Below are 17,444 nucleotides of genomic sequence, written 5' to 3'. Positions count from 1 at the left end.
CTCCGGGGGGTGTCAGACGTCCTCCGTGCGGTTGCCCCTGGGCCCGCCCAGTTCCACCGCGGCGCAGCGCCAGCGGCGGTCGCGGCCCAGTTCCAGGCGGAAGGCCATGGCGCGGAGCTGGTCGCCGGCGCCGATGCGGGCGAAGGCCTCGACCGCGCCGTCGCGGGGGACGTAGTAGCCGATGTCGCGGACGACGGGGCGGGTGCCGTGGGTGCGCAGGGGGCCGCGTTCGGCGAGCACGGCGAGTTCGTCGTAGGCCTGGCCGACGGTGTGCCGGAGCATCGAGTGGACGGGGCGCTGGCCGCTGAGGACCGCGAGGAGGAGGTCGGCGAAGAGGTCGGTGGGGCGGGGCTGGGGGACGGGCCTGTGGCGGGCCTCCGGGCGGGGCGTCGGCGGGCGGTTGTCGGCGGGGGCGGTGCGCGGGCCGGCGCCGGTCCGGGAGCCCGGTGGGCGGCTGTCGTCCGCGGCCGTACGGGTCGTGCCGCCGGTGGGGGTGCGGGGCGGGGTGGTGCCCGGGCGGCGGGTGTCACGGCGGCCCGGGGGGCGGGTGCCCGGACGGTTCTGTGCCCTGGTCATGACCTTGTTCATGAGGGTCCCCGTTCGCTGAGCCCGGAGTCGTACCGGGCGGTAACTTTCGTGTTGGGGATCTTGTACGGGGTCGCGACGGGCAGCGGCAAGGCGTGCGGGGGCCGGGTCGAGGGGCCGGAATGTTCACTTATCCGAGTGATCGAGGCGGGCTGAGGGCCGTGACCCCGGGGGCTCGCCGGGTGACTTCCCGGACCGGGGTGGACGCCTGCAGACGTAGAGGCAGGGACTCGAAAGGGGACGCCCGCACGTATCCTGAAGGCCCTCACCGAGGCCCTCGCGGAGCACTCCGAGCCCGCCCTCCGACCACGAAAGCGGCAGCCCATGCGCGTCTACGTCCCCCTGACCCTCTCCGGTCTCGCCGAGGCGTACAAGACGGGCGAGCTGGGGCCCGGACCGCTCGTCGCCTACGCCGTGACGCCCGCGTTGCGCGAGTGGTACCTCTCCGACGACATCGAGGAACTGGAGTACGCGGCGCTGAACCGGGCCGCGCTCGCCTCGCTGCGGCTGCTCGCTGCCGACCCCGAGGCGGTACGGCGCCGGGTCGTCGTCGCCGTCGACGTGCCCGACGGCGCGGCGGTCGCCGACCCCGACCGAGGACTCGACCCGGCCGCGCTGGGCGAGGTGCGGGTCGACCGGGCCGTACCGCTGGGCAAGGCGGCCGCCGTGCATGTCGACGCGAGTGACGCCGGCCCGGACGTGACCGCGGCCGCGGAGGCGCTCGCGGCGGCGGACGGCGGGGACGACGACGCGCAGTTCGTCGTGGACGGGGCCGAGGACCACGAACTGCTCTGGTTCGCCACGCAGGAGATCCCGAACCTGGTCGGGCTGGGCGACTGAGGGGCCGGCCGTGCCTGTGTGACCTGTGGGCCTCTTGATTGTCAGTGGCGGCGGGTACATTTTTTTGGCATGGGGAAGCAAACGGGCGCGCACATTGTGTGGGACTGGAACGGGACGCTGTTCCACGACAATGACGCGATCATCGGGGCGACGAACGCGGCGTTCGCCGAGCTGGGGCTGGAGCCGATCACGATGGAGCGGTATCGGGCGCTGTACTGCGTGCCGGTGCCGAAGTTCTACGAGCGGCTGCTGGGGCGGCTGCCGACCGAGGCCGAGTGGCTCGTCATGGACGAGACCTTCCACCGGTACTACACCGAGCATCGGGTCCGCTGCGGGCTCACGGTCGGTGCGGCCGAGCTGCTCGCGGGGTGGCGGTCGGCGGGGCGCAGCCAGTCGATCCTCAGCATGTACGGGCACGAGGAACTGGTCCCGCTGGTCCGGGGGTTCGGGATCGAGGCGCACTTCATACGCGTCGACGGCCGGACCGGGCCTTCCGGGGGCAGCAAGGCCGAGCACATGACGCGACACCTCGCGGAACTGACGGGGGCGGCGGGAGTGGACCCCGCTCGGACCGTGGTGATCGGGGACGCGGCCGACGACGCGGTGGCGGCGCGGCATGTGGGGGCGCGGGCCGTGCTGTACACGGGGGGTTCGCACAGCCGGGCCAGTCTGGAGGCGGTGGGGGTGCCTGTGGTGGACACCCTGGCGGAAGCCGTGGTGGAGGCGGAGCGGCTGGCGGCGTAGCTGCGGGGCGGCGCGACTGCCCGCAGCTACATGGAGTGGGCCCGTCCAAGGACCTCACACCGAGCCGCGGTCGGACGACTACCTCACCGGCGCCCCCTCACGTCACCGGCGCCTTCGCCCGCAGGATCGTCAGGAACTCGCGCATCCACCGGGAGTGGTCCGGCCAGGCCCGGGAGGAGACCAGCGTGCCGTCCACGACCGCCTCGGCGTCCTGGAAGGTCGCGCCGGCCGCCTGCATGTCGAGTTCCAGCGCGGGGTAGGCCGTGACGCGGCGGCCGCGCAGGCCGTCGATCGCGGCGGTGAGCAGGGGGCCGTGGCAGATCTGGGCGACCGGCTTGTCCGCGTCGAAGAAGGACTTGAGGATCTTGCGGAGCTCCGGGTCGTTGCGCAGGTACTCGGGGGCGCGGCCGCCGGGGATGACGAGCGCGGCGTACTGACCGGGGTCGACCTCGGCGAAGGCGAGATCGGCGGGCCAGGTGTAGCCGGGCTTCTCGGTGTAGGTGTCGAAGCCGGGTTCGAAGTCATGGACCACGAACCGGAGCTTCTTGCGGGCGGGGGCCGCGATATGGACGTCGTAGCCCTCTTCACGGAGGCGCTGGTAGGGGTACAGGACCTCCAGTGACTCCGCTGCGTCGCCGGTGACGATCAGGATTTTGGCTGTCATGTCGGCAACGTGCATCCGGAGCGGGCCCTTGCCAAGGGGGCCGGTCGCTATTGGCCCGAGGACGCGGGCAGCACCGCCCCGGATGACACCCACCGCACGGCGCGACGCTCCCCGCCCCTGTGCAGAACGTCAAAGTTCTACCCCCGGTTTTGTACACATACGGCTCATGACGGGCCCCCTGTAAGGAGCGATAGCCTTGGTGGCGTGATCAGCGCGATAGCTCGCGGGGGCATCGTTGCCCCTGCCCTGCGCCCGGAGAGCACGGACCACATCCGTGACCGGGCGGCGGTCGCTGGTCTTCGCGGGCGGGGCGGGGGCACATGGGCCCCCGGGGCGCCGCGCACATCCCCTGGAGCGGCGTCGCAGAGAGCAGCGTCACACCCGTCGGGCGTGCCAAGAATGGCTGATAACCCCCCGCTCATCTCACCTTGCGGCATAGCGTCGGAGCAGACCGGACACCCCGCGTCACGGCGTCACGTCCCAGGGGAAGAGACCGTACTTCCTTCAACGTCACGCAACGGCGCGCGACAGGAGCCAGAGGACAATGCAGACCAAGCTGGACGAAGCCAAGGCCGAGCTGCTCGAGAGGGCCGCCCGGGTAGCTGAGAACAGCCCGGTCGGGGGGCACCTACCGACCGGGACCACGGACGAGGGCACCCCAGACCGGGAGACCGTGCTCGCGTTCCTCCAGCGCTACTACCTGCACACCGCCCCGGAGGACCTCACCGGTCGTGACCCGATCGATGTCTTCGGAGCCGCTCTCTCCCACTATCGGCTGGCCGAGAACCGGCCGCAGGGCACGGCCAGTGTGCGGGTCCTCACGCCCACCGTGGAGGAGAACGGATGGGCGTGCACTCATTCGATCGTCGAGGTCGTCACCGACGACATGCCCTTCCTCGTCGACTCCGTCACCAATGAGCTGACCCGGCAGGGGCGCGGCATCCATGTCGTCATCCACCCCCAGGTGGTCGTCCGGCGCGATCTCACCGGCAGGCTCATCGAGGTGCTCGCCCAGCGGCCCAGCGGCGAGCTTCCGCACGACGCGCACACCGAGTCCTGGATCCACGTCGAGATCGACCGCGAGACCGACCGGGCGGACCTGAAGCAGATCACCGCCGATCTGCTGCGCGTCCTGTCCGACGTCCGCGAGGCCGTCGAGGACTGGGAGAAGATGCGGGACGCGGCGCTGCGGATGGCCGAGGAGCTGCCCGCCGAGCCCGTCGCCTCCGACCTGCGCGAGCAGGACATCGAGGAGGCCCGCGAGCTGCTGCGCTGGCTGGCCGCCGACCACTTCACCTTCCTCGGATACCGCGAGTACCAGCTCCGCGACGACGACTCCCTCGCCGCCGTGCCGGGCACCGGCCTCGGCATCCTGCGCTCCGACCCGCATCACGCCGACGACGAGAGCCACCCCGTCAGCCCCTCCTTCGAGCGGCTGCCCGCCGACGCCCGTGCCAAGGCGCGCGAGCACAAGCTCCTCGTGCTGACCAAGGCCAACAGCCGGGCGACCGTGCACCGGCCGTCGTACCTGGACTACATCGGCGTGAAGAAGTTCGACGCCGAGGGCAATGTCGTCGGTGAGCGGCGCTTCCTCGGGCTCTTCTCCTCCGCCGCCTACACCGAGTCCGTGCGCCGGGTCCCCGTCATCCGCCGCAAGGTCGACGAGGTGCTCCAGCGCGCCGGCTTCTCGCCCAACAGCCACGACGGGCGCGACCTGCTCCAGATTCTGGAGACGTACCCGCGCGACGAGCTCTTCCAGACCCCGCCCGACGAGCTCCAGTCCATCGTCACCTCCGTGCTCTACCTCCAGGAGCGCCGACGGCTGCGGCTCTACCTGCGCCAGGACGAGTACGGGCGCTACTACTCCGCGCTCGTGTACCTGCCGCGCGACCGGTACACCACCGGTGTCCGGCTGCGGATCATCGACATCCTCAAGGAGGAACTGGGCGGCATCAGCGTCGACTTCACCGCCTGGAACACCGAGTCGATCCTGTCCCGGCTGCACTTCGTGGTCCGGGTCCCGCAGGGCACCGAGCTGCCGGAGCTCTCCGACCTCGACAAGGAGCGCATCGAGGCCCGCCTCGTCGAGGCCGCCCGCTCCTGGGCCGACGGCTTCTCCGACGCGCTCAACAACGAACTCGGCGAGGAGCGCGCCGCCGAACTGCTGCGCCGGTACGGCAACGCCTTCCCCGAGGGCTACAAGGCCGACCACACCTCGCGCTCCGCGGTCGCCGACCTCGTCCACCTGGAGAAGCTCACCGAGGAGAACAACTTCGCGCTGAGCCTGTACGAGCCGGTCGGCGCCGCCCCCGAGGAGCGCCGCTTCAAGATCTACCGCAAGGGCGCCGCGATCACCCTGTCCGCCGTGCTGCCGGTCCTCAACCGGCTCGGCGTCGAGGTCATCGACGAGCGGCCCTACGAGCTGCGCTGCTCGGACCGCAGCGTCGCCTGGATCTACGACTTCGGGCTGCGCATGCCCAGGTCGCAGAACGGCGCCGGGGACTACCTGGGCGACGACGGCCGCGAGCGCTTCCAGGAGGCCTTCGAGGCGACCTGGACGGGCCTGGCGGAGAACGACGGCTTCAACGCCCTCGTGCTGAGCGCCGGGCTGAACTGGCGGCAGGCGACGGTGCTGCGGGCGTACGCCAAGTACCTGCGGCAGGCGGGCTCGACCTTCTCGCAGGACTACATGGAGGACACCCTCCGCAACAACGTCCACACCACCCGGCTGCTCGTCTCCCTGTTCGAGGCGCGGATGTCGCCGGACCGGCAGCGCGCCGGGCACGAGATCGTGGACGCCCTCCTCGAAGAGGTCGACGCGGCGCTCGACCAGGTGGCGAGCCTCGACGAGGACCGCATCCTGCGCTCCTTCCTGACCGTCATCAAGGCGACCCTGCGCACGAACTTCTTCCAGGAGGCGCTCGGCGGCAAGCCGCACGAGTACGTGTCCATGAAGTTCGACCCGCAGATGATCCCGGACCTGCCGGCGCCGCGCCCGGCGTACGAGATCTGGGTCTACTCGCCGCGCGTCGAGGGCGTGCACCTGCGCTTCGGCAAGGTCGCGCGAGGCGGTCTGCGCTGGTCCGACCGGCGTGAGGACTTCCGGACCGAGATCCTCGGCCTGGTCAAGGCGCAGATGGTGAAGAACACCGTCATCGTGCCGGTCGGCGCCAAGGGCGGCTTCGTCGCCAAGCAGCTGCCCGACCCGGGCGTGGACCGGGACGCGTGGCTGGCCGAGGGCATCGCCAGCTACAAGACGTTCATCTCGGCGCTGCTCGACATCACCGACAACATGGTCGCCGGCGAGGTCGTGCCGCCCGCCGACGTGGTCCGGCACGACGAGGACGACACCTACCTCGTGGTCGCCGCCGACAAGGGCACCGCGACCTTCTCGGACATCGCCAACGGGGTCGCGGAGCAGTACAACTTCTGGCTCGGCGACGCCTTCGCCTCCGGCGGCTCCGCGGGCTACGACCACAAGGGCATGGGCATCACCGCGCGCGGTGCCTGGGAGTCCGTCAAGCGGCACTTCCGGGAGCTGGGGGTCGACACCCAGAGCGAGGACTTCACGGTCGTCGGCATCGGCGACATGTCCGGTGACGTGTTCGGCAACGGCATGCTGCTCAGCGAGCACATCCGCCTGGTCGCCGCCTTCGACCACCGCCACATCTTCATCGACCCGAACCCGGACGCGGCCACCTCCTACGCCGAACGCCGCCGCGTCTTCGAGCTGCCGCGTTCCAGCTGGGCCGACTACGACTCCGAGCTCATCTCGGCCGGTGGCGGGGTGTTCCCCCGCAGCGCCAAGGCCATCCCGGTCAACGCGCACATCCGCCAGGCCCTCGGCATCGAGGGCAAGGTCGCCAAGATGACGCCGGCCGACCTGATGAAGGCCATCCTCAAGGCACCGGTGGACCTGCTGTGGAACGGCGGCATCGGCACCTACGTCAAGGCCTCCACCGAGACGCACGCCGACGTCGGCGACAAGGCCAACGACCCGATCCGGGTCGACGGCGCCGACCTGCGGGTCAAGGTCGTCGGCGAGGGCGGCAACCTGGGACTCACCCAGCTCGGCCGGATCGAGTTCTCGCTCACCGGCGGGAAGATCAACACCGACGCCATCGACAACAGCGCGGGCGTGGACACCTCCGACCACGAGGTGAACATCAAGATCCTGCTCAACGGCCTGGTCGCGGACGGCGACATGACCGTCAAGCAGCGCAACAAGCAGCTCGCCGAGATGACCGACGAGGTCGGCCGGCTGGTGCTGCGCAACAACTACGCCCAGAACACGGCCATCGCCAACGCGCTCGCCCAGTCCAAGGACATGCTCCACGCCCAGCAGCGCTATCTGCGCCACCTGGTGCGCGCGGGCCTGCTGGACCGGGCTCTGGAGTTCCTGCCCACCGACCGCCAGATCCGTGAACGCCTGGGCGCCGCACAGGGCCTGACCGGCCCGGAGACCGCCGTCCTCCTGGCGTACACCAAGATCACGGTCTCCGACGAGCTGTTGCACACCTCGCTGCCGGACGACCCGTATCTGCGCGGTCTGCTCGACGCCTACTTCCCGAGCGCGCTGCGCGAGAAGTTCGCCGAGCACATCGACACCCACCCGCTGCGCCGCGAGATCATCACGACCGTGCTGGTCAACGACACGGTCAACACGGGCGGTACGACGTATCTGCACCGGCTGCGCGAGGAGACCGGTGCCTCCCTCGAGGAGATCGTCCGGGCGCAGACCGCGGCCCGCGCGATCTTCCGCTCGGCCGTGGTGTGGGACGGGGTGGAGGCGCTCGACAACCAGGTCGAGGCCGCCGTACAGACCCGCATCCGGCTGCACTCGCGCCGGCTCGTCGAGCGCGGCACGCGCTGGCTGCTCAACAACCGGCCGCAGCCGCTCCAGCTCGCCGAGACCGTCGAGTTCTTCGCCGAGCGCGTCGAGCAGGTCTGGTCGCAGCTGCCGAAGCTGCTGCGGGGCGCGGATCTGGAGTGGTACCAGCGGATCTACGACGAGCTGACCGGAGCCGGCGTCCCGGACGAACTCGCCACGCGTGTGGCCGGGTTCTCCTCCGCCTTCCCGACGCTCGACATCGTCTCGGTGGCCGACCGGATGGGCCGCGAGCCGCTGGATGTCGCGGAGGTCTACTACGACCTCGGCGACCGGCTGCGGATCACCCAGCTCATGGACCGCATCATCGAGCTGCCCCGCGCCGACCGCTGGCAGTCCATGGCCCGTGCCTCCATCCGTGAGGACCTCTACGCGGCCCACTCGGCGCTGACCGCGGACGTCCTCGCGGTGGGCAACGGCACCTCGACTCCCGAGCAGCGCTTCAAGGCGTGGGAGGAGAAGAACGCGGCGATCCTGGGCCGGGCGCGCTCGACCCTGGAGGAGATCCAGGGCTCGGAGTCGTTCGACCTCGCCAACCTGTCGGTGGCGATGCGGACCATGCGCACGCTGCTGCGGACGCATTCGTAGGCCGTACGACAAGAAGGGCGCCCTGAGCCGCGATGGCTCAGGGCGCCCTTTTCTTGGCCTGCCTTAGGCAAAGGCAAGGGGAAGGCTTACCGTTTGCGGCTAAGCCTTGTGCCGTGACTGTGAACCTTGTCGAGGAGCGTGTCGGCGTCCGCGAAGTGGTGCACTTCGGTGTCGTCGGCGGCAGCGGCGTCGTGGTGAACTTCGCCGTCTTCAATGTGCTGCTGCACGGCCTCGCATGGCGGGCCATGGTGGCGACGGCGCTTGCCGGCCTCGTCGCCATGGGCACGAATTACCTTGGCTTCCGCTTTTTCGCCTACCGGGACCGGGACGCGCGCACTCATCAGCAGATCGTGCTGTTCTTCGTCTTCAGCGCGATCTGCGTGGCCATGGAGAGCGGGCTCTTCTACGTCGGCTATCACGGCCTCGGCCTTCACGGTCCGCTGGAGTCGAATGCCGTGAAGGCCGTGTCGATCGTGCTGGCGTCGGCGTTCCGGTTCCTCGTCTACCGCACCTGGGTGTTCCAGCAGGAAGGGTCCTAGACGGCGGCCTTCGGCTTCGGCTTGGGCTTCGGCTTCGTCGTCTTGTCGCCGGTGAAGGCCTCGTACTCCTTCAGGACGTCCTCGGTCGGGCCGTCCATGCGCAGTTCGCCGCGTTCCAGCCACAGCACGCGGTCGCAGGTGTCGCGGATCGACTTGTTGTTGTGGCTGACCAGGAACACCGTGCCGGCGTGCTTGCGCAGCTCGCGGATGCGCTGCTCGGAGCGCTTCTGGAAGGAGCGGTCCCCGGTGGCGAGGGCCTCGTCGATGAGGAGGACGTCGTGGTCCTTGGCGGCGGCGATGGAGAAGCGGAGCCGGGCGCCCATGCCGGAGGAGTACGTGCGCATGGGCAGGGTGATGAAGTCGCCCTTCTCGTTGATGCCGGAGAAGTCGACGATCTCCTGGTAGCGCTCCTTGATCTGCTCGCGGGACATGCCCATCGCGAGGCCGCCGAGGTAGACGTTGCGCTCGCCGGTCAGGTCGCCCATCAGGGCCGCGTTGACGCCGAGGAGGGAGGGCTGGCCGTCGGTGTAGATGGCGCCGCTCTCCACCGGCAGCAGACCGGCGACCGCCTTGAGCAGGGTCGACTTGCCCGAGCCGTTGGTGCCGATCAGGCCGATCGCCTCGCCGCGGTAGGCGACGAAGGAGACCTTCTTGACCGCGTGCACCGTGCGGACGCCGGACGCCTTCTCGGTCTGCTTGCGGCGCAGCATGCGGTTGAGGGCGGCGGTCGCGGAGCCGCGGCCCGCGCCGGTGCCGTTGACGCGGTAGACGATGTCGACGTTGTCGGCGACGACGGTGGGGACCAGACCGGTCGTGGCGGGGAGGCCGCCGGTCACGGGTGCGGTGTTCTCGAAGTTGTCAGCCACGGCCGTACGTCTCCTCAGCCTTCCAGAAGTAGATGAAGCCGCCGACTCCGGCGAGCAGCGCCCAGCCCGCCGCGATCGCCCACACGTGGTGCGGCAGCTGGCTGGAGTGGAAGCTGTCGATCAGGGCGTAGCGCATCAGGTCGATGTAGACCGCTGCCGGGTTGGCCTGGAGGACCGGGCCGACCCAGGACGGCAGGTCGTTGTGCTTGCTGAGCAGGTGGTCGATGCTCCACATCACGCCGGAGACGTACATCCAGGTGCGCAGCACGAACGGCATCAGCTGGGCGATGTCCGGGGTCTTGGCGCCGAGCCGGGCCATGACCATCGAGACGCCGGCGTTGAAGGTGAACTGGAGGATCAGCGCCGGGACGGCCAGCAGCCAGGACGCCGAGACCGGTACGCCGAAGCAGAGCAGGATCACGACCAGGGCGGCCATCGAGAACAGCAGCTGCTGGAGCTGCTGGAGGCAGAAGGAGATGGGCAGCGCGGCCCGCGGGAAGTGCAGGGCCCGGACCAGGCCGAGGTTGCCGGAGATGGCGCGGGTGCCGGCGAGGATCGAGCTCTGGGTGAACGTCCAGATGAACACGCCCGTCACCAGGAACGGGATGTAGTCCGGCACACCCTTCTTGGTGCCCAGCAGCACGCCGAAGATGAAGAAGTACACCGCCGCGTTCAGCAGCGGGTTCATCACCTGCCAGACCTGGCCGAGCTTCGCCTGGCTGTACTGGGCGGTGAGCTTGGCGGTCGAGAACGCGGTGATGAAGTGGCGCCGGGCCCACAGCTGACGGACGTACTCGGACAGGGTCGGTCGGGCACCGCTGACCGAGAGGCCGTGACGGGCGGCGAGGGCCGCGAGGTCGCCTTCGGCGGGCGTGGGGAGGGGTGCCGCCGTCGGGGGCGGTGTGTGGAGGACCTGGCTCACATCCGCTGCTTTCGGTTGGGGGGTGTGTCCGGCACCCGACGTTTCCTTACGCTTCTCTTCACGTTCTCTTACGTCGGGACGGGACCGTATCGTCGCAACGTGAGCGTAGGCCGAGTCGGCGTCGGAACGCAACCGTTTCGTCGTGACGCGTTCCGTGAGGACGGGGCCGTTTCGTCGTGACGTTCCGCGTGGGGACGGGACCGTATCGTCGTAACGCCCTATGCTGGTCCGCATGACGACGAACGCCGACGAGCCGCAGACCCGTCCGCGCCGCCGGGCACCCGCCGGAGCCGCCGTGCTCCGGGAGGACGTGACGGAGGCCATCCGGGCGGCGGTCTTCGAGGAGCTCGCGGTCGTCGGCTACGCGCGGATGTCCATCGAGGGGATCGCGCGCCGGGCGGGCGTCGGCAAGACCGCGGTCTACCGGCGCTGGCGCTCCAAGCTGCACCTCGTCCTCGACGTGGTGTCGGCGCTCGCCGTGCAGGGCCTGCCCGCGCCGGACACCGGGGCGCTGGAGAGCGATCTGCGGCTGCTGTACGAGGTGACGTCCCGTGCGCTGCGCCATCCCGTGGCCTCGCAGATCCTCCCGGACCTCCAGGCCGAGGCGGCCCGTAACCCCGAGATCGCCGAAGCGGTGCAGAAGGCGCTGCGGGACGGCCAGGAGGGTGTCGCCAGCAAGATCCTGGTGGCGGCGGAGCAACGGGGCGAGGTCCGGACAGGACTCGATGACGAGCTGGCGCTCGATCTGATCTCCGGACCGCTGTACTGGCGGTCCGTGGTGATCCGGAGCCCTAAGCTGCCGAAGGGGTATCTGGACGCGCTGGCGCGCGGGACGGCCGCGGCGCTGAAGGCGCTGTAGCCGGTCTTCGGTCCGGGCCGCCGGGCGCCCGGCACCGCGCGCAGGCCGAGGAGCTCCGGGGCGAGCACCTCGATACGTCCGTCGCCGACGGGCCGGATCGGTCCGTCGCGGGCCGCGGTGAGGCCGGCGAGCCCGGCGCCGAGGTGCGCTCGGTTCGCGAGTGGGCGGTCGGGGCCCTCGCCGGGTGCGGTCCCGGTCAACCCCTGGATGCAGGCGACACCAGCCTCGCGCGGTCCTAGCCTCCTACCCCCGAGCCGCCTCCGGATGCAGTCGTACCCAGCCCTCCCAGGCCGAGGTGATCATGTCCTGGATGTCGTGCTTGGCCTTCCAGCCCAGTTCCGTGGTGATGCGGTCGGCGGAGGCGACGACTCGGGACGGGTCGCCGGGGCGGCGGGGGGTGATGGTCGGGGGGCGGTCGTGGCCGGTGACGGCGTTGATGTGGTCGATCATTTCGCGGACCGAGACGCCCTCGCCGCGGCCGACGTTGAGGGTGAGGTCGCGGCCGGGGGAGGAGCGCAGGGCGCGGGCCGTGGCGACGTGGGCGTCGGCAAGGTCGAGTACGTGGATGTAGTCGCGGACGCAGGTGCCGTCCGGCGTGGCGTAGTCGTCGCCGAAGATGCGTGGGGGCGCGTTCTCGGTCAGCTTCTCGAAGACCATGGGGATCAGGTTGAAGACGCCCGTGTCCGCGAGCTCCGGGGTCGCCGCGCCCGCCACGTTGAAGTAGCGGAGCGATGCGGTGGCCAGGCCGGTCGCGCGGCCGGTCGCGCGGACCAGCCATTCGCCGGCCAGCTTCGTCTCGCCGTACGGCGACATGGGCACGCACGGGGTCTCCTCCGTGACCAGGTCCACGTCCGGCATGCCGTACACCGCCGCCGAGGAGGAGAAGACGAACGAGGACACCCCCGCCCCGGTCACCTGCTCCAGCAGGACGCGCAGCCCCTCGACGTTCTCCCGGTAGTAGTGCAGCGGCAGGTCGACCGACTCGCCCACCTGCTTCTTCGCCGCCAGATGCACGACCCCGGTGACGGCGTGGTCCGCGAGGGCGCGCGCCACGCGCTCCGCGTCCAGGGTGGAGCCGACCACCAGCGGCACCCCGTCCGGGACGCGCTCGGCGATCCCCGTGGACAGGTCGTCGTACACCACCGCGTGCTCGCCCGCCTCGGTCATCGCCCGGACGACGTGCGCCCCGATGTAGCCGGCGCCGCCGGTGATCAGCCAGGTCATGTACGGCCGTCCCCTCGTCAGATGGAGCGAGATGTGCGTGTGGTGCGCGGTCGGACACCGTCTTCAGTCAATCAGGCGCCGGAGCCCCCTGCGGACAACCGCGACAACTCCCCGTGAGCGGGACACCGCGTGCGGTACCGGTTCCGCCGCTCCGTGCCCCGTGCGCAGGGCCCGCGCCAACTCCTCCCGCCCGGCGGCCAGCAGGATGTCGTACGCCAGCCGGTAGGCCTCCGTGAGCGCCGGGCCGTCGGCGGCCCGAGCGGCGCGCGGCACGTACACCCGCTCCGGCACGAGCGCGATGTCCGGGCACGCGGCCAGCACGCGCGCGTGGAAGACGACGTTCTCGTGGGCGAAGCGGCCCTCGGGGAAGCGGATGCCGTGGTCGTGCAGGAAGGCGGTGCGGTAGAGCTTGTTGCCGCAGAGGGTGTCGTGCACCAGGAGCGGGCGCTGCGCGGGCCGCGCGCACAACCCGCTCGCGACCTCCGCGCGCGCCCCCAGCAGCGCGGTCACCGCGCCGGGCAGCAGCGCGTCACCGCCGTCCAGGAACATCACGTACGGCGATGTCAGCCAGCCCCTGGGCGAGCACGGAGCGCACGGTGGCCCGCACGCGCGGGGCGTCGTCGTAGCCGGTCACGACGGCACAGGCCTGGGGGGCGTGAGGGTCCATGGCGTCGTGTTCCGGAATAGCGGGGGATACGGGTGGCTGCGCGTCAGGGAGCGGTCAGCGCTCGATCCGGAAGACGGTGGGAAGCCGCGTCGGGTTCCTTCGTGGGCGCGGGACGCGTGGAGCGCCACAGGCGGGCGAAGGACAGGGCGGCGGCCGTGGCGAGCAGGCCGTTGCGTACGAGCATCAGCGCGCAGCCCGTCCAGGTGGCGGCCGCGACCTGGTCGTACAGGACGGGGTACACGACCGCGCTGACGGCCGTCGCCGCCACGATCAGCGCGGCGACGGGACGCTGTGAAGTGTGCCGTGAGGTCAGGCACACGGCGGCCAGGCCCAGCAGCCAGATCATGTATTGCGGGCTGATCACCCGGCTGGTGACGGTGAAGAGCAGCACGGCGGTCAGCGCCGCGTCGTACGGCGTCGCCGCGCTCCAACGCTGGGCCCGCAGCCGCCACAGCAGGAGCAGCGCGAAGGCGACGGCGGTGGCCGCGAGACAGGCGCGGGCGACCAGGGACACGTACGGGCCGGTGTACTCCAGCGCGCCGTACTGGTAGCGGACCGACCCCGGCCACCCGGCGTGCGTGGCCAGACCGAGCGCCGTGCCGCCGAACGACTCGATCTGCACGCCCCTGCCGCCCTGTTGGCGCAGGAACGCGAAGGGATTGTCGAACAGCACCGCGAGGACGCTGAGCGCCGACGCGCCCGTCACCGCCGCCCACGTCCACGCCGACCGTGTCGCGCGCCCCTTCTCCAGGCCGGGCAGCACCAGCGCCGGCCACACCTTCACCAGCGCGCCCAGCGCCGCGAACGCGCCGCACGCACGCGTGGAGCGAGGCAACGTCAACAGGGCGATGACGGCAAGGGCTGTGACCTGCACGTCGTACCGCGCGAGCGGCACATGCAGCAGGAGGGGGAGGCCACCGGTCCACAGGACGGCCCCGCGCAGACTGCGGCCGGGGCGCGCGCCCGCGCGGGACAGCGCGACCGTGATCGCCGCGTCGGCGGCCAGGGTGAGGGCCACGAACGCCTGGAAGTACGTCAGCCCCGGCAGCAGCCCGGGCGACACCAGCACCGGGCCCGCGCCCGGCGGGTACTGCCACAGCGTGTCGTGCGCCGGGAAGGCGCCGTGCGCGAGGACGCCGTACCAGTGGCCATACAGCCACCACACCTCACGGGTGACCCCGCCGCCGCCCAGCAGGGGCAGCGCGTCGTGGGCGAGCAGCCACAGCATCAGCGCGCGGGTGGTGAGCCAGGTGGCGGTGATCGTGAGGAGGCGGCGTTTCATCACGGCGGATCGTAAGCCGCGCGGATGCCGTGGATGGGTCCATAGGCCGTGAAACACCACTAATCGGTGCTTTCCATAACAAAATCGGCCCCGTGAGGACGAGGGGAAGCCGTGTCGCGGTGGCCGTGCCCGTGGTCGTCATGCTCGGGATCGGGCTGTGGGGGCTCGACCGGGGCGGCATGTGGCGGGACGAGGCGGTCACCTTCCAGGTCGCGCGGCGTTCCGTGCCGCAGATCTGGCGACTGCTGCACGGTGTCGACGCGGTGCACGGCCTGTACTACCTCCTCGTCCACGCCGTCCTCGCCGTCCGCCCCGACGAGGTCGCGCTCCGCCTCCCGTCGGTCTGCGCTGCGGCGGTGACGGCGGGACTGGTGGCGGCCCTCGGCGTACGGCTGACCGGACGGCCCAGGGTGGGGCTGTGGGCCGGACTGCTGTACGCGCTCACGCCGATGACCGGGCACTACGCGCAGGAAGGACGGTCGTACGCGCTCGTCGCGGCGGGGGTGGCGGGGGCGACGCTGCTGCTGGTGCGGGGGGCCTGGTGGGCGTACGGGGTGGTCCTCGCCGTCACGTGTCTGCTGCACGAGATGGCGGCGCTGGTGGTGTTCGCGCACGCGGTGACGGTGGCCGTGACGCGGGGGGCGTGGGTGCGGTGGGCGTGGGCGGTGGGTGCGGTGGGCGTCGCGCTGGTGCCGTTGGCGGTCGTGTCGTGGGGGCAGGCCGGGCAGGTGGGGTGGCTGGCGGAGCCGGGGTGGCGGGACGCGGTGGGGGTGGTGCGGGGGTTCGCCGTGGCGCGCAAGGGGGTGGTGTTCTGGGGGTGCGTGGGGGCGGCGGCCGTGGGTGCGGTGGCGGGCCGGCGGCTGGCGGGGGTCGCGGTGCCGTTGCTGGTGGTGCCGCCGGGGCTGCTGATGGTCGTATCGCAGATGCGGCCGATGTACGACGACCGGTATGTGCTGTACGCCCTGGCGGGGATGCCGTTGCTGGTGGCGGCGGGGGCCGATCGGCTGGTCGGGGTGCTGGGGCGTACGAGGGTTTCCGCCCGGACCGGAGCCCTGGCCGGAGCCCTGGCCCTCGCCCTTCTCTACCTCCACCACCTCCCTCACCACCGCGAGGACCGCGAGGCCGCCCACCGCCCCGACGACCTCGCCGCGTCCTCCGCCCTCCTCGCCCGTGAACTGCGGCCCGGCGACCCCGTGTTGTTCCTCCCGGCGATCGGGCGGCGCTCGGCGGCGGCCTATCCGCAGGCGTACCGGCGGGCGTGGGACATCGCGCTACGAGAGTCGGGGGCGGCGTCGGGCACGTTGTACGGGACGGAGATCGGCCCCCGCGCCCTGCGTCACCGGATGGCCGGTGTCGACCGGATCTGGGTCGTCCTCGAACGCCCCGCCCTCGCCCGCGGCTGGTCCCCGGCCGAGCCGGTCGAGCGGGCCAAACTCGCCGTCGTGAGGCGGGAGTTCACGCCGCGGAGGGAGTACGGCCGTGGCGGTGTGACCCTCCGCCTTTACGTCAGAGACGTCACGGCTTCTCCTCCAGCTGCGCCGAGTCCAGCGCCGTGGTCAGCTCGTCGAGGCGTGCCCGCAGCTCGCGGATCTCGTCCACGTCGAAGGTGGTCGCCGCGGCGATCCGGCGCGGTACCTCCAGCGCACGCTCGCGCAGCGCGACGCCCTCCTCGGTGAGCCGGACCTCCACGGAACGCTCGTCGCGGGCGCTGCGCTCTCGGCGGACCAGGCCGGCCGACTCCAGCCGCTTGAGCAGCGGGGAGAGCGTGCCGGAGTCGAGGCGCAGGTGCTCGCCGAGCTGCTTGACGGGCAGGTCGCCGTGCTCCCACAGCACCAGCATCACCAGGTACTGCGGGTACGTGAGTCCGAGGTCCTTGAGGATCACGCGGTAGACGCCGCCGAAGGCGCGCGAGGCGGCGTTCAGGGAGAAGCAGATCTGCTGGTCGAGGCGGAGCCAGTCGGTGGTGGGCGGAGGCGTGGTCATGCCTCCAGGGTAGCGCTTGCTCGTCATTTAGTTGTGCACAACTGAATTGTGTGCTCTACTTATGGCCGTGAGACGGCCCGGACCGAAGAGAACGGGCCGGCCACCCCCGTCACCACGTTTTGAGAGGGATGGAACCCATGGACGCGCTCTACACCGCTGTCGCCACCGCCACCCACGGCCGCGACGGTCGCGCCGTCAGCAACGACGGTCAGATCGACCTCCAGCTGGCCCCGCCGGCCGCGCTGGGCGGCAACGGTCAGGGCACCAACCCGGAGCAGCTGTTCGCCGCCGGCTACGCCGCCTGTTTCGGCAGCGCCCTCGGTCTCGTCGGCCGCCAGGCCAAGGTCGACGTCAGCGACGCCGCGGTGACCGCCGAGGTCTCCATAGGCAAGCAGGGTGAGGGCTTCGGTCTCGCCGTCGTCCTCCGCGTCGAGCTGCCCGACACCGTGGACGAGGCGACCGGCCGCAAGCTCGTCGAGTCCGCCCACCAGGTCTGCCCCTACTCCAACGCCACCCGCGGCAACATCGAGGTCGAGCTCGTCATCGAGTAGTCACCGGAACCGGAACCTGATCCGGCCCGACGACCCGCGCCGGCACCGCGGTACTCGGGGCCCTTAGTCGAAGGGCCAGGCCGGACGAGATTCGCCCCGTACCCCGCGAGCGCCAGGGCGGCGTGGCGGTCGGCCGTGAGCACCACCTCACCGCGTCCGACGTGCCGCGCCGCCCACTCGTACGTCGGCGGCGCCACCGACGTCGCCCACGTGAGCAGCCCGAGGCAGGCCGCTACGGCCAC

General features: G+C 71.2%; 13 protein-coding genes and 1 pseudogene. 6 read left to right on the top strand and 8 right to left on the bottom strand.

The genetic code is table 11. From position 1 onward, the window contains the following. Positions 1 to 12: 12 nt before the first annotated feature. Positions 13 to 588, bottom strand: coding sequence for an Rv3235 family protein (locus ACFY0U_RS05165; protein WP_388630310.1), 576 nt, complete (start codon positions 586 to 588; stop codon positions 13 to 15). A gap of 321 nt (positions 589 to 909) precedes the next feature. Between ACFY0U_RS05165 and ACFY0U_RS05160 the strand changes: the two genes are divergently transcribed. Both ACFY0U_RS05160 and ACFY0U_RS05155 read left to right on the top strand, forming a co-directional pair. After that, positions 910 to 1,425 (top strand): DUF6912 family protein, encoded by a 516-nt coding sequence (locus ACFY0U_RS05160; protein WP_388630307.1) that lies wholly within the window; start codon positions 910 to 912, stop codon positions 1,423 to 1,425. A gap of 69 nt (positions 1,426 to 1,494) precedes the next feature. Next, the gene (locus tag ACFY0U_RS05155) at positions 1,495 to 2,169 is read left to right on the top strand and encodes an HAD family hydrolase (protein ID WP_388630305.1); all 675 of its coding nucleotides are present in this window, start codon (positions 1,495 to 1,497) and stop codon (positions 2,167 to 2,169) included. A 97-nt stretch (positions 2,170 to 2,266) separates the two neighbouring features. On the opposite strand, the gene ACFY0U_RS05150 is transcribed toward ACFY0U_RS05155, so the two are convergent. Further along, positions 2,267 to 2,833 (bottom strand): DJ-1/PfpI family protein, encoded by a 567-nt coding sequence (locus tag ACFY0U_RS05150; RefSeq protein WP_388630302.1) that lies wholly within the window; start codon positions 2,831 to 2,833, stop codon positions 2,267 to 2,269. 544 nt (positions 2,834 to 3,377) lie between these two features. On the opposite strand from ACFY0U_RS05150, the gene ACFY0U_RS05145 reads away from it, so the two are divergent. Further along, positions 3,378 to 8,309, top strand: coding sequence for an NAD-glutamate dehydrogenase (locus ACFY0U_RS05145; RefSeq protein ID WP_388630299.1), 4,932 nt, complete (start codon positions 3,378 to 3,380; stop codon positions 8,307 to 8,309). Between the two features lie 113 nt (positions 8,310 to 8,422). Next, entirely contained in the window at positions 8,423 to 8,848 is a 426-nt protein-coding gene (locus tag ACFY0U_RS05140; RefSeq protein ID WP_388630296.1) for a GtrA family protein, read from the top strand. Here the strand turns inward: ACFY0U_RS05140 and ACFY0U_RS05135 are convergent. Then, complete coding sequence (locus ACFY0U_RS05135; RefSeq protein WP_388630470.1) at positions 8,845 to 9,684, bottom strand: ABC transporter ATP-binding protein; 840 nt, start codon at positions 9,682 to 9,684, stop codon at positions 8,845 to 8,847. The two genes, ACFY0U_RS05140 and ACFY0U_RS05135, sit on opposite strands and share 4 nt — an antisense overlap. A gap of 22 nt (positions 9,685 to 9,706) precedes the next feature. Beyond that, positions 9,707 to 10,636 (bottom strand): ABC transporter permease, encoded by a 930-nt coding sequence (locus ACFY0U_RS05130; protein ID WP_388630293.1) that lies wholly within the window; start codon positions 10,634 to 10,636, stop codon positions 9,707 to 9,709. Positions 10,637 to 10,856: 220 nt separating this feature from the next. Between ACFY0U_RS05130 and ACFY0U_RS05125 the strand changes: the two genes are divergently transcribed. After that, positions 10,857 to 11,495, top strand: coding sequence for a TetR/AcrR family transcriptional regulator (locus ACFY0U_RS05125; protein ID WP_388630290.1), 639 nt, complete (start codon positions 10,857 to 10,859; stop codon positions 11,493 to 11,495). Between the two features lie 243 nt (positions 11,496 to 11,738). Here the strand turns inward: ACFY0U_RS05125 and galE are convergent, their stop codons facing one another. The 4 genes and pseudogenes from galE to ACFY0U_RS05105 form a co-directional block, all read right to left on the bottom strand. Continuing rightward, positions 11,739 to 12,719 carry a UDP-glucose 4-epimerase GalE gene (gene galE / locus ACFY0U_RS05120; protein ID WP_388630287.1) on the bottom strand — a complete coding sequence of 327 codons (981 nt, stop codon included), beginning with the start codon at positions 12,717 to 12,719 and terminating at the stop codon, positions 11,739 to 11,741. A gap of 162 nt (positions 12,720 to 12,881) precedes the next feature. Then, a pseudogene (locus ACFY0U_RS05115) lies at positions 12,882 to 13,386 on the bottom strand (transferase); the annotation flags it as partial. Between the two features lie 43 nt (positions 13,387 to 13,429). After that, complete coding sequence (locus tag ACFY0U_RS05110; RefSeq protein WP_388630284.1) at positions 13,430 to 14,668, bottom strand: glycosyltransferase 87 family protein; 1,239 nt, start codon at positions 14,666 to 14,668, stop codon at positions 13,430 to 13,432. Positions 14,669 to 16,183: 1,515 nt separating this feature from the next. Beyond that, positions 16,184 to 16,651, bottom strand: coding sequence for a MarR family winged helix-turn-helix transcriptional regulator (locus ACFY0U_RS05105; protein WP_388630282.1), 468 nt, complete (start codon positions 16,649 to 16,651; stop codon positions 16,184 to 16,186). Positions 16,652 to 16,788: 137 nt separating this feature from the next. Between ACFY0U_RS05105 and ACFY0U_RS05100 the strand changes: the two genes are divergently transcribed. Further along, positions 16,789 to 17,202 (top strand): organic hydroperoxide resistance protein, encoded by a 414-nt coding sequence (locus ACFY0U_RS05100; protein WP_388630279.1) that lies wholly within the window; start codon positions 16,789 to 16,791, stop codon positions 17,200 to 17,202. The last annotated feature ends 242 nt before the right edge of the window (positions 17,203 to 17,444 follow it).

It is taken from the genome of Streptomyces sp. NPDC001536 (assembly GCF_042894505.1).
GTDB lineage: Bacteria > Actinomycetota > Actinomycetes > Streptomycetales > Streptomycetaceae > Streptomyces.
The sequence above is the reverse complement of the archived record's forward strand: the minus strand, read 5'-3'. Positions and strand labels throughout refer to the sequence as shown.

Coding starts and splice junctions, on each gene's coding strand:
- ACFY0U_RS05165 (WP_388630310.1), bottom strand. CDS start 588: ATGAACAAGGTCATGACCAGGGCACAGAACCGTCCGGGCACCCGCCCC.
- ACFY0U_RS05160 (WP_388630307.1), top strand. CDS start 910: ATGCGCGTCTACGTCCCCCTGACCCTCTCCGGTCTCGCCGAGGCGTAC.
- ACFY0U_RS05155 (WP_388630305.1), top strand. CDS start 1,495: ATGGGGAAGCAAACGGGCGCGCACATTGTGTGGGACTGGAACGGGACG.
- ACFY0U_RS05150 (WP_388630302.1), bottom strand. CDS start 2,833: ATGACAGCCAAAATCCTGATCGTCACCGGCGACGCAGCGGAGTCACTG.
- ACFY0U_RS05145 (WP_388630299.1), top strand. CDS start 3,378: ATGCAGACCAAGCTGGACGAAGCCAAGGCCGAGCTGCTCGAGAGGGCC.
- ACFY0U_RS05125 (WP_388630290.1), top strand. CDS start 10,857: ATGCTGGTCCGCATGACGACGAACGCCGACGAGCCGCAGACCCGTCCG.
- galE (WP_388630287.1), bottom strand. CDS start 12,719: ATGACCTGGCTGATCACCGGCGGCGCCGGCTACATCGGGGCGCACGTC.
- ACFY0U_RS05110 (WP_388630284.1), bottom strand. CDS start 14,668: ATGAAACGCCGCCTCCTCACGATCACCGCCACCTGGCTCACCACCCGC.
- ACFY0U_RS05105 (WP_388630282.1), bottom strand. CDS start 16,651: ATGACCACGCCTCCGCCCACCACCGACTGGCTCCGCCTCGACCAGCAG.
- ACFY0U_RS05100 (WP_388630279.1), top strand. CDS start 16,789: ATGGACGCGCTCTACACCGCTGTCGCCACCGCCACCCACGGCCGCGAC.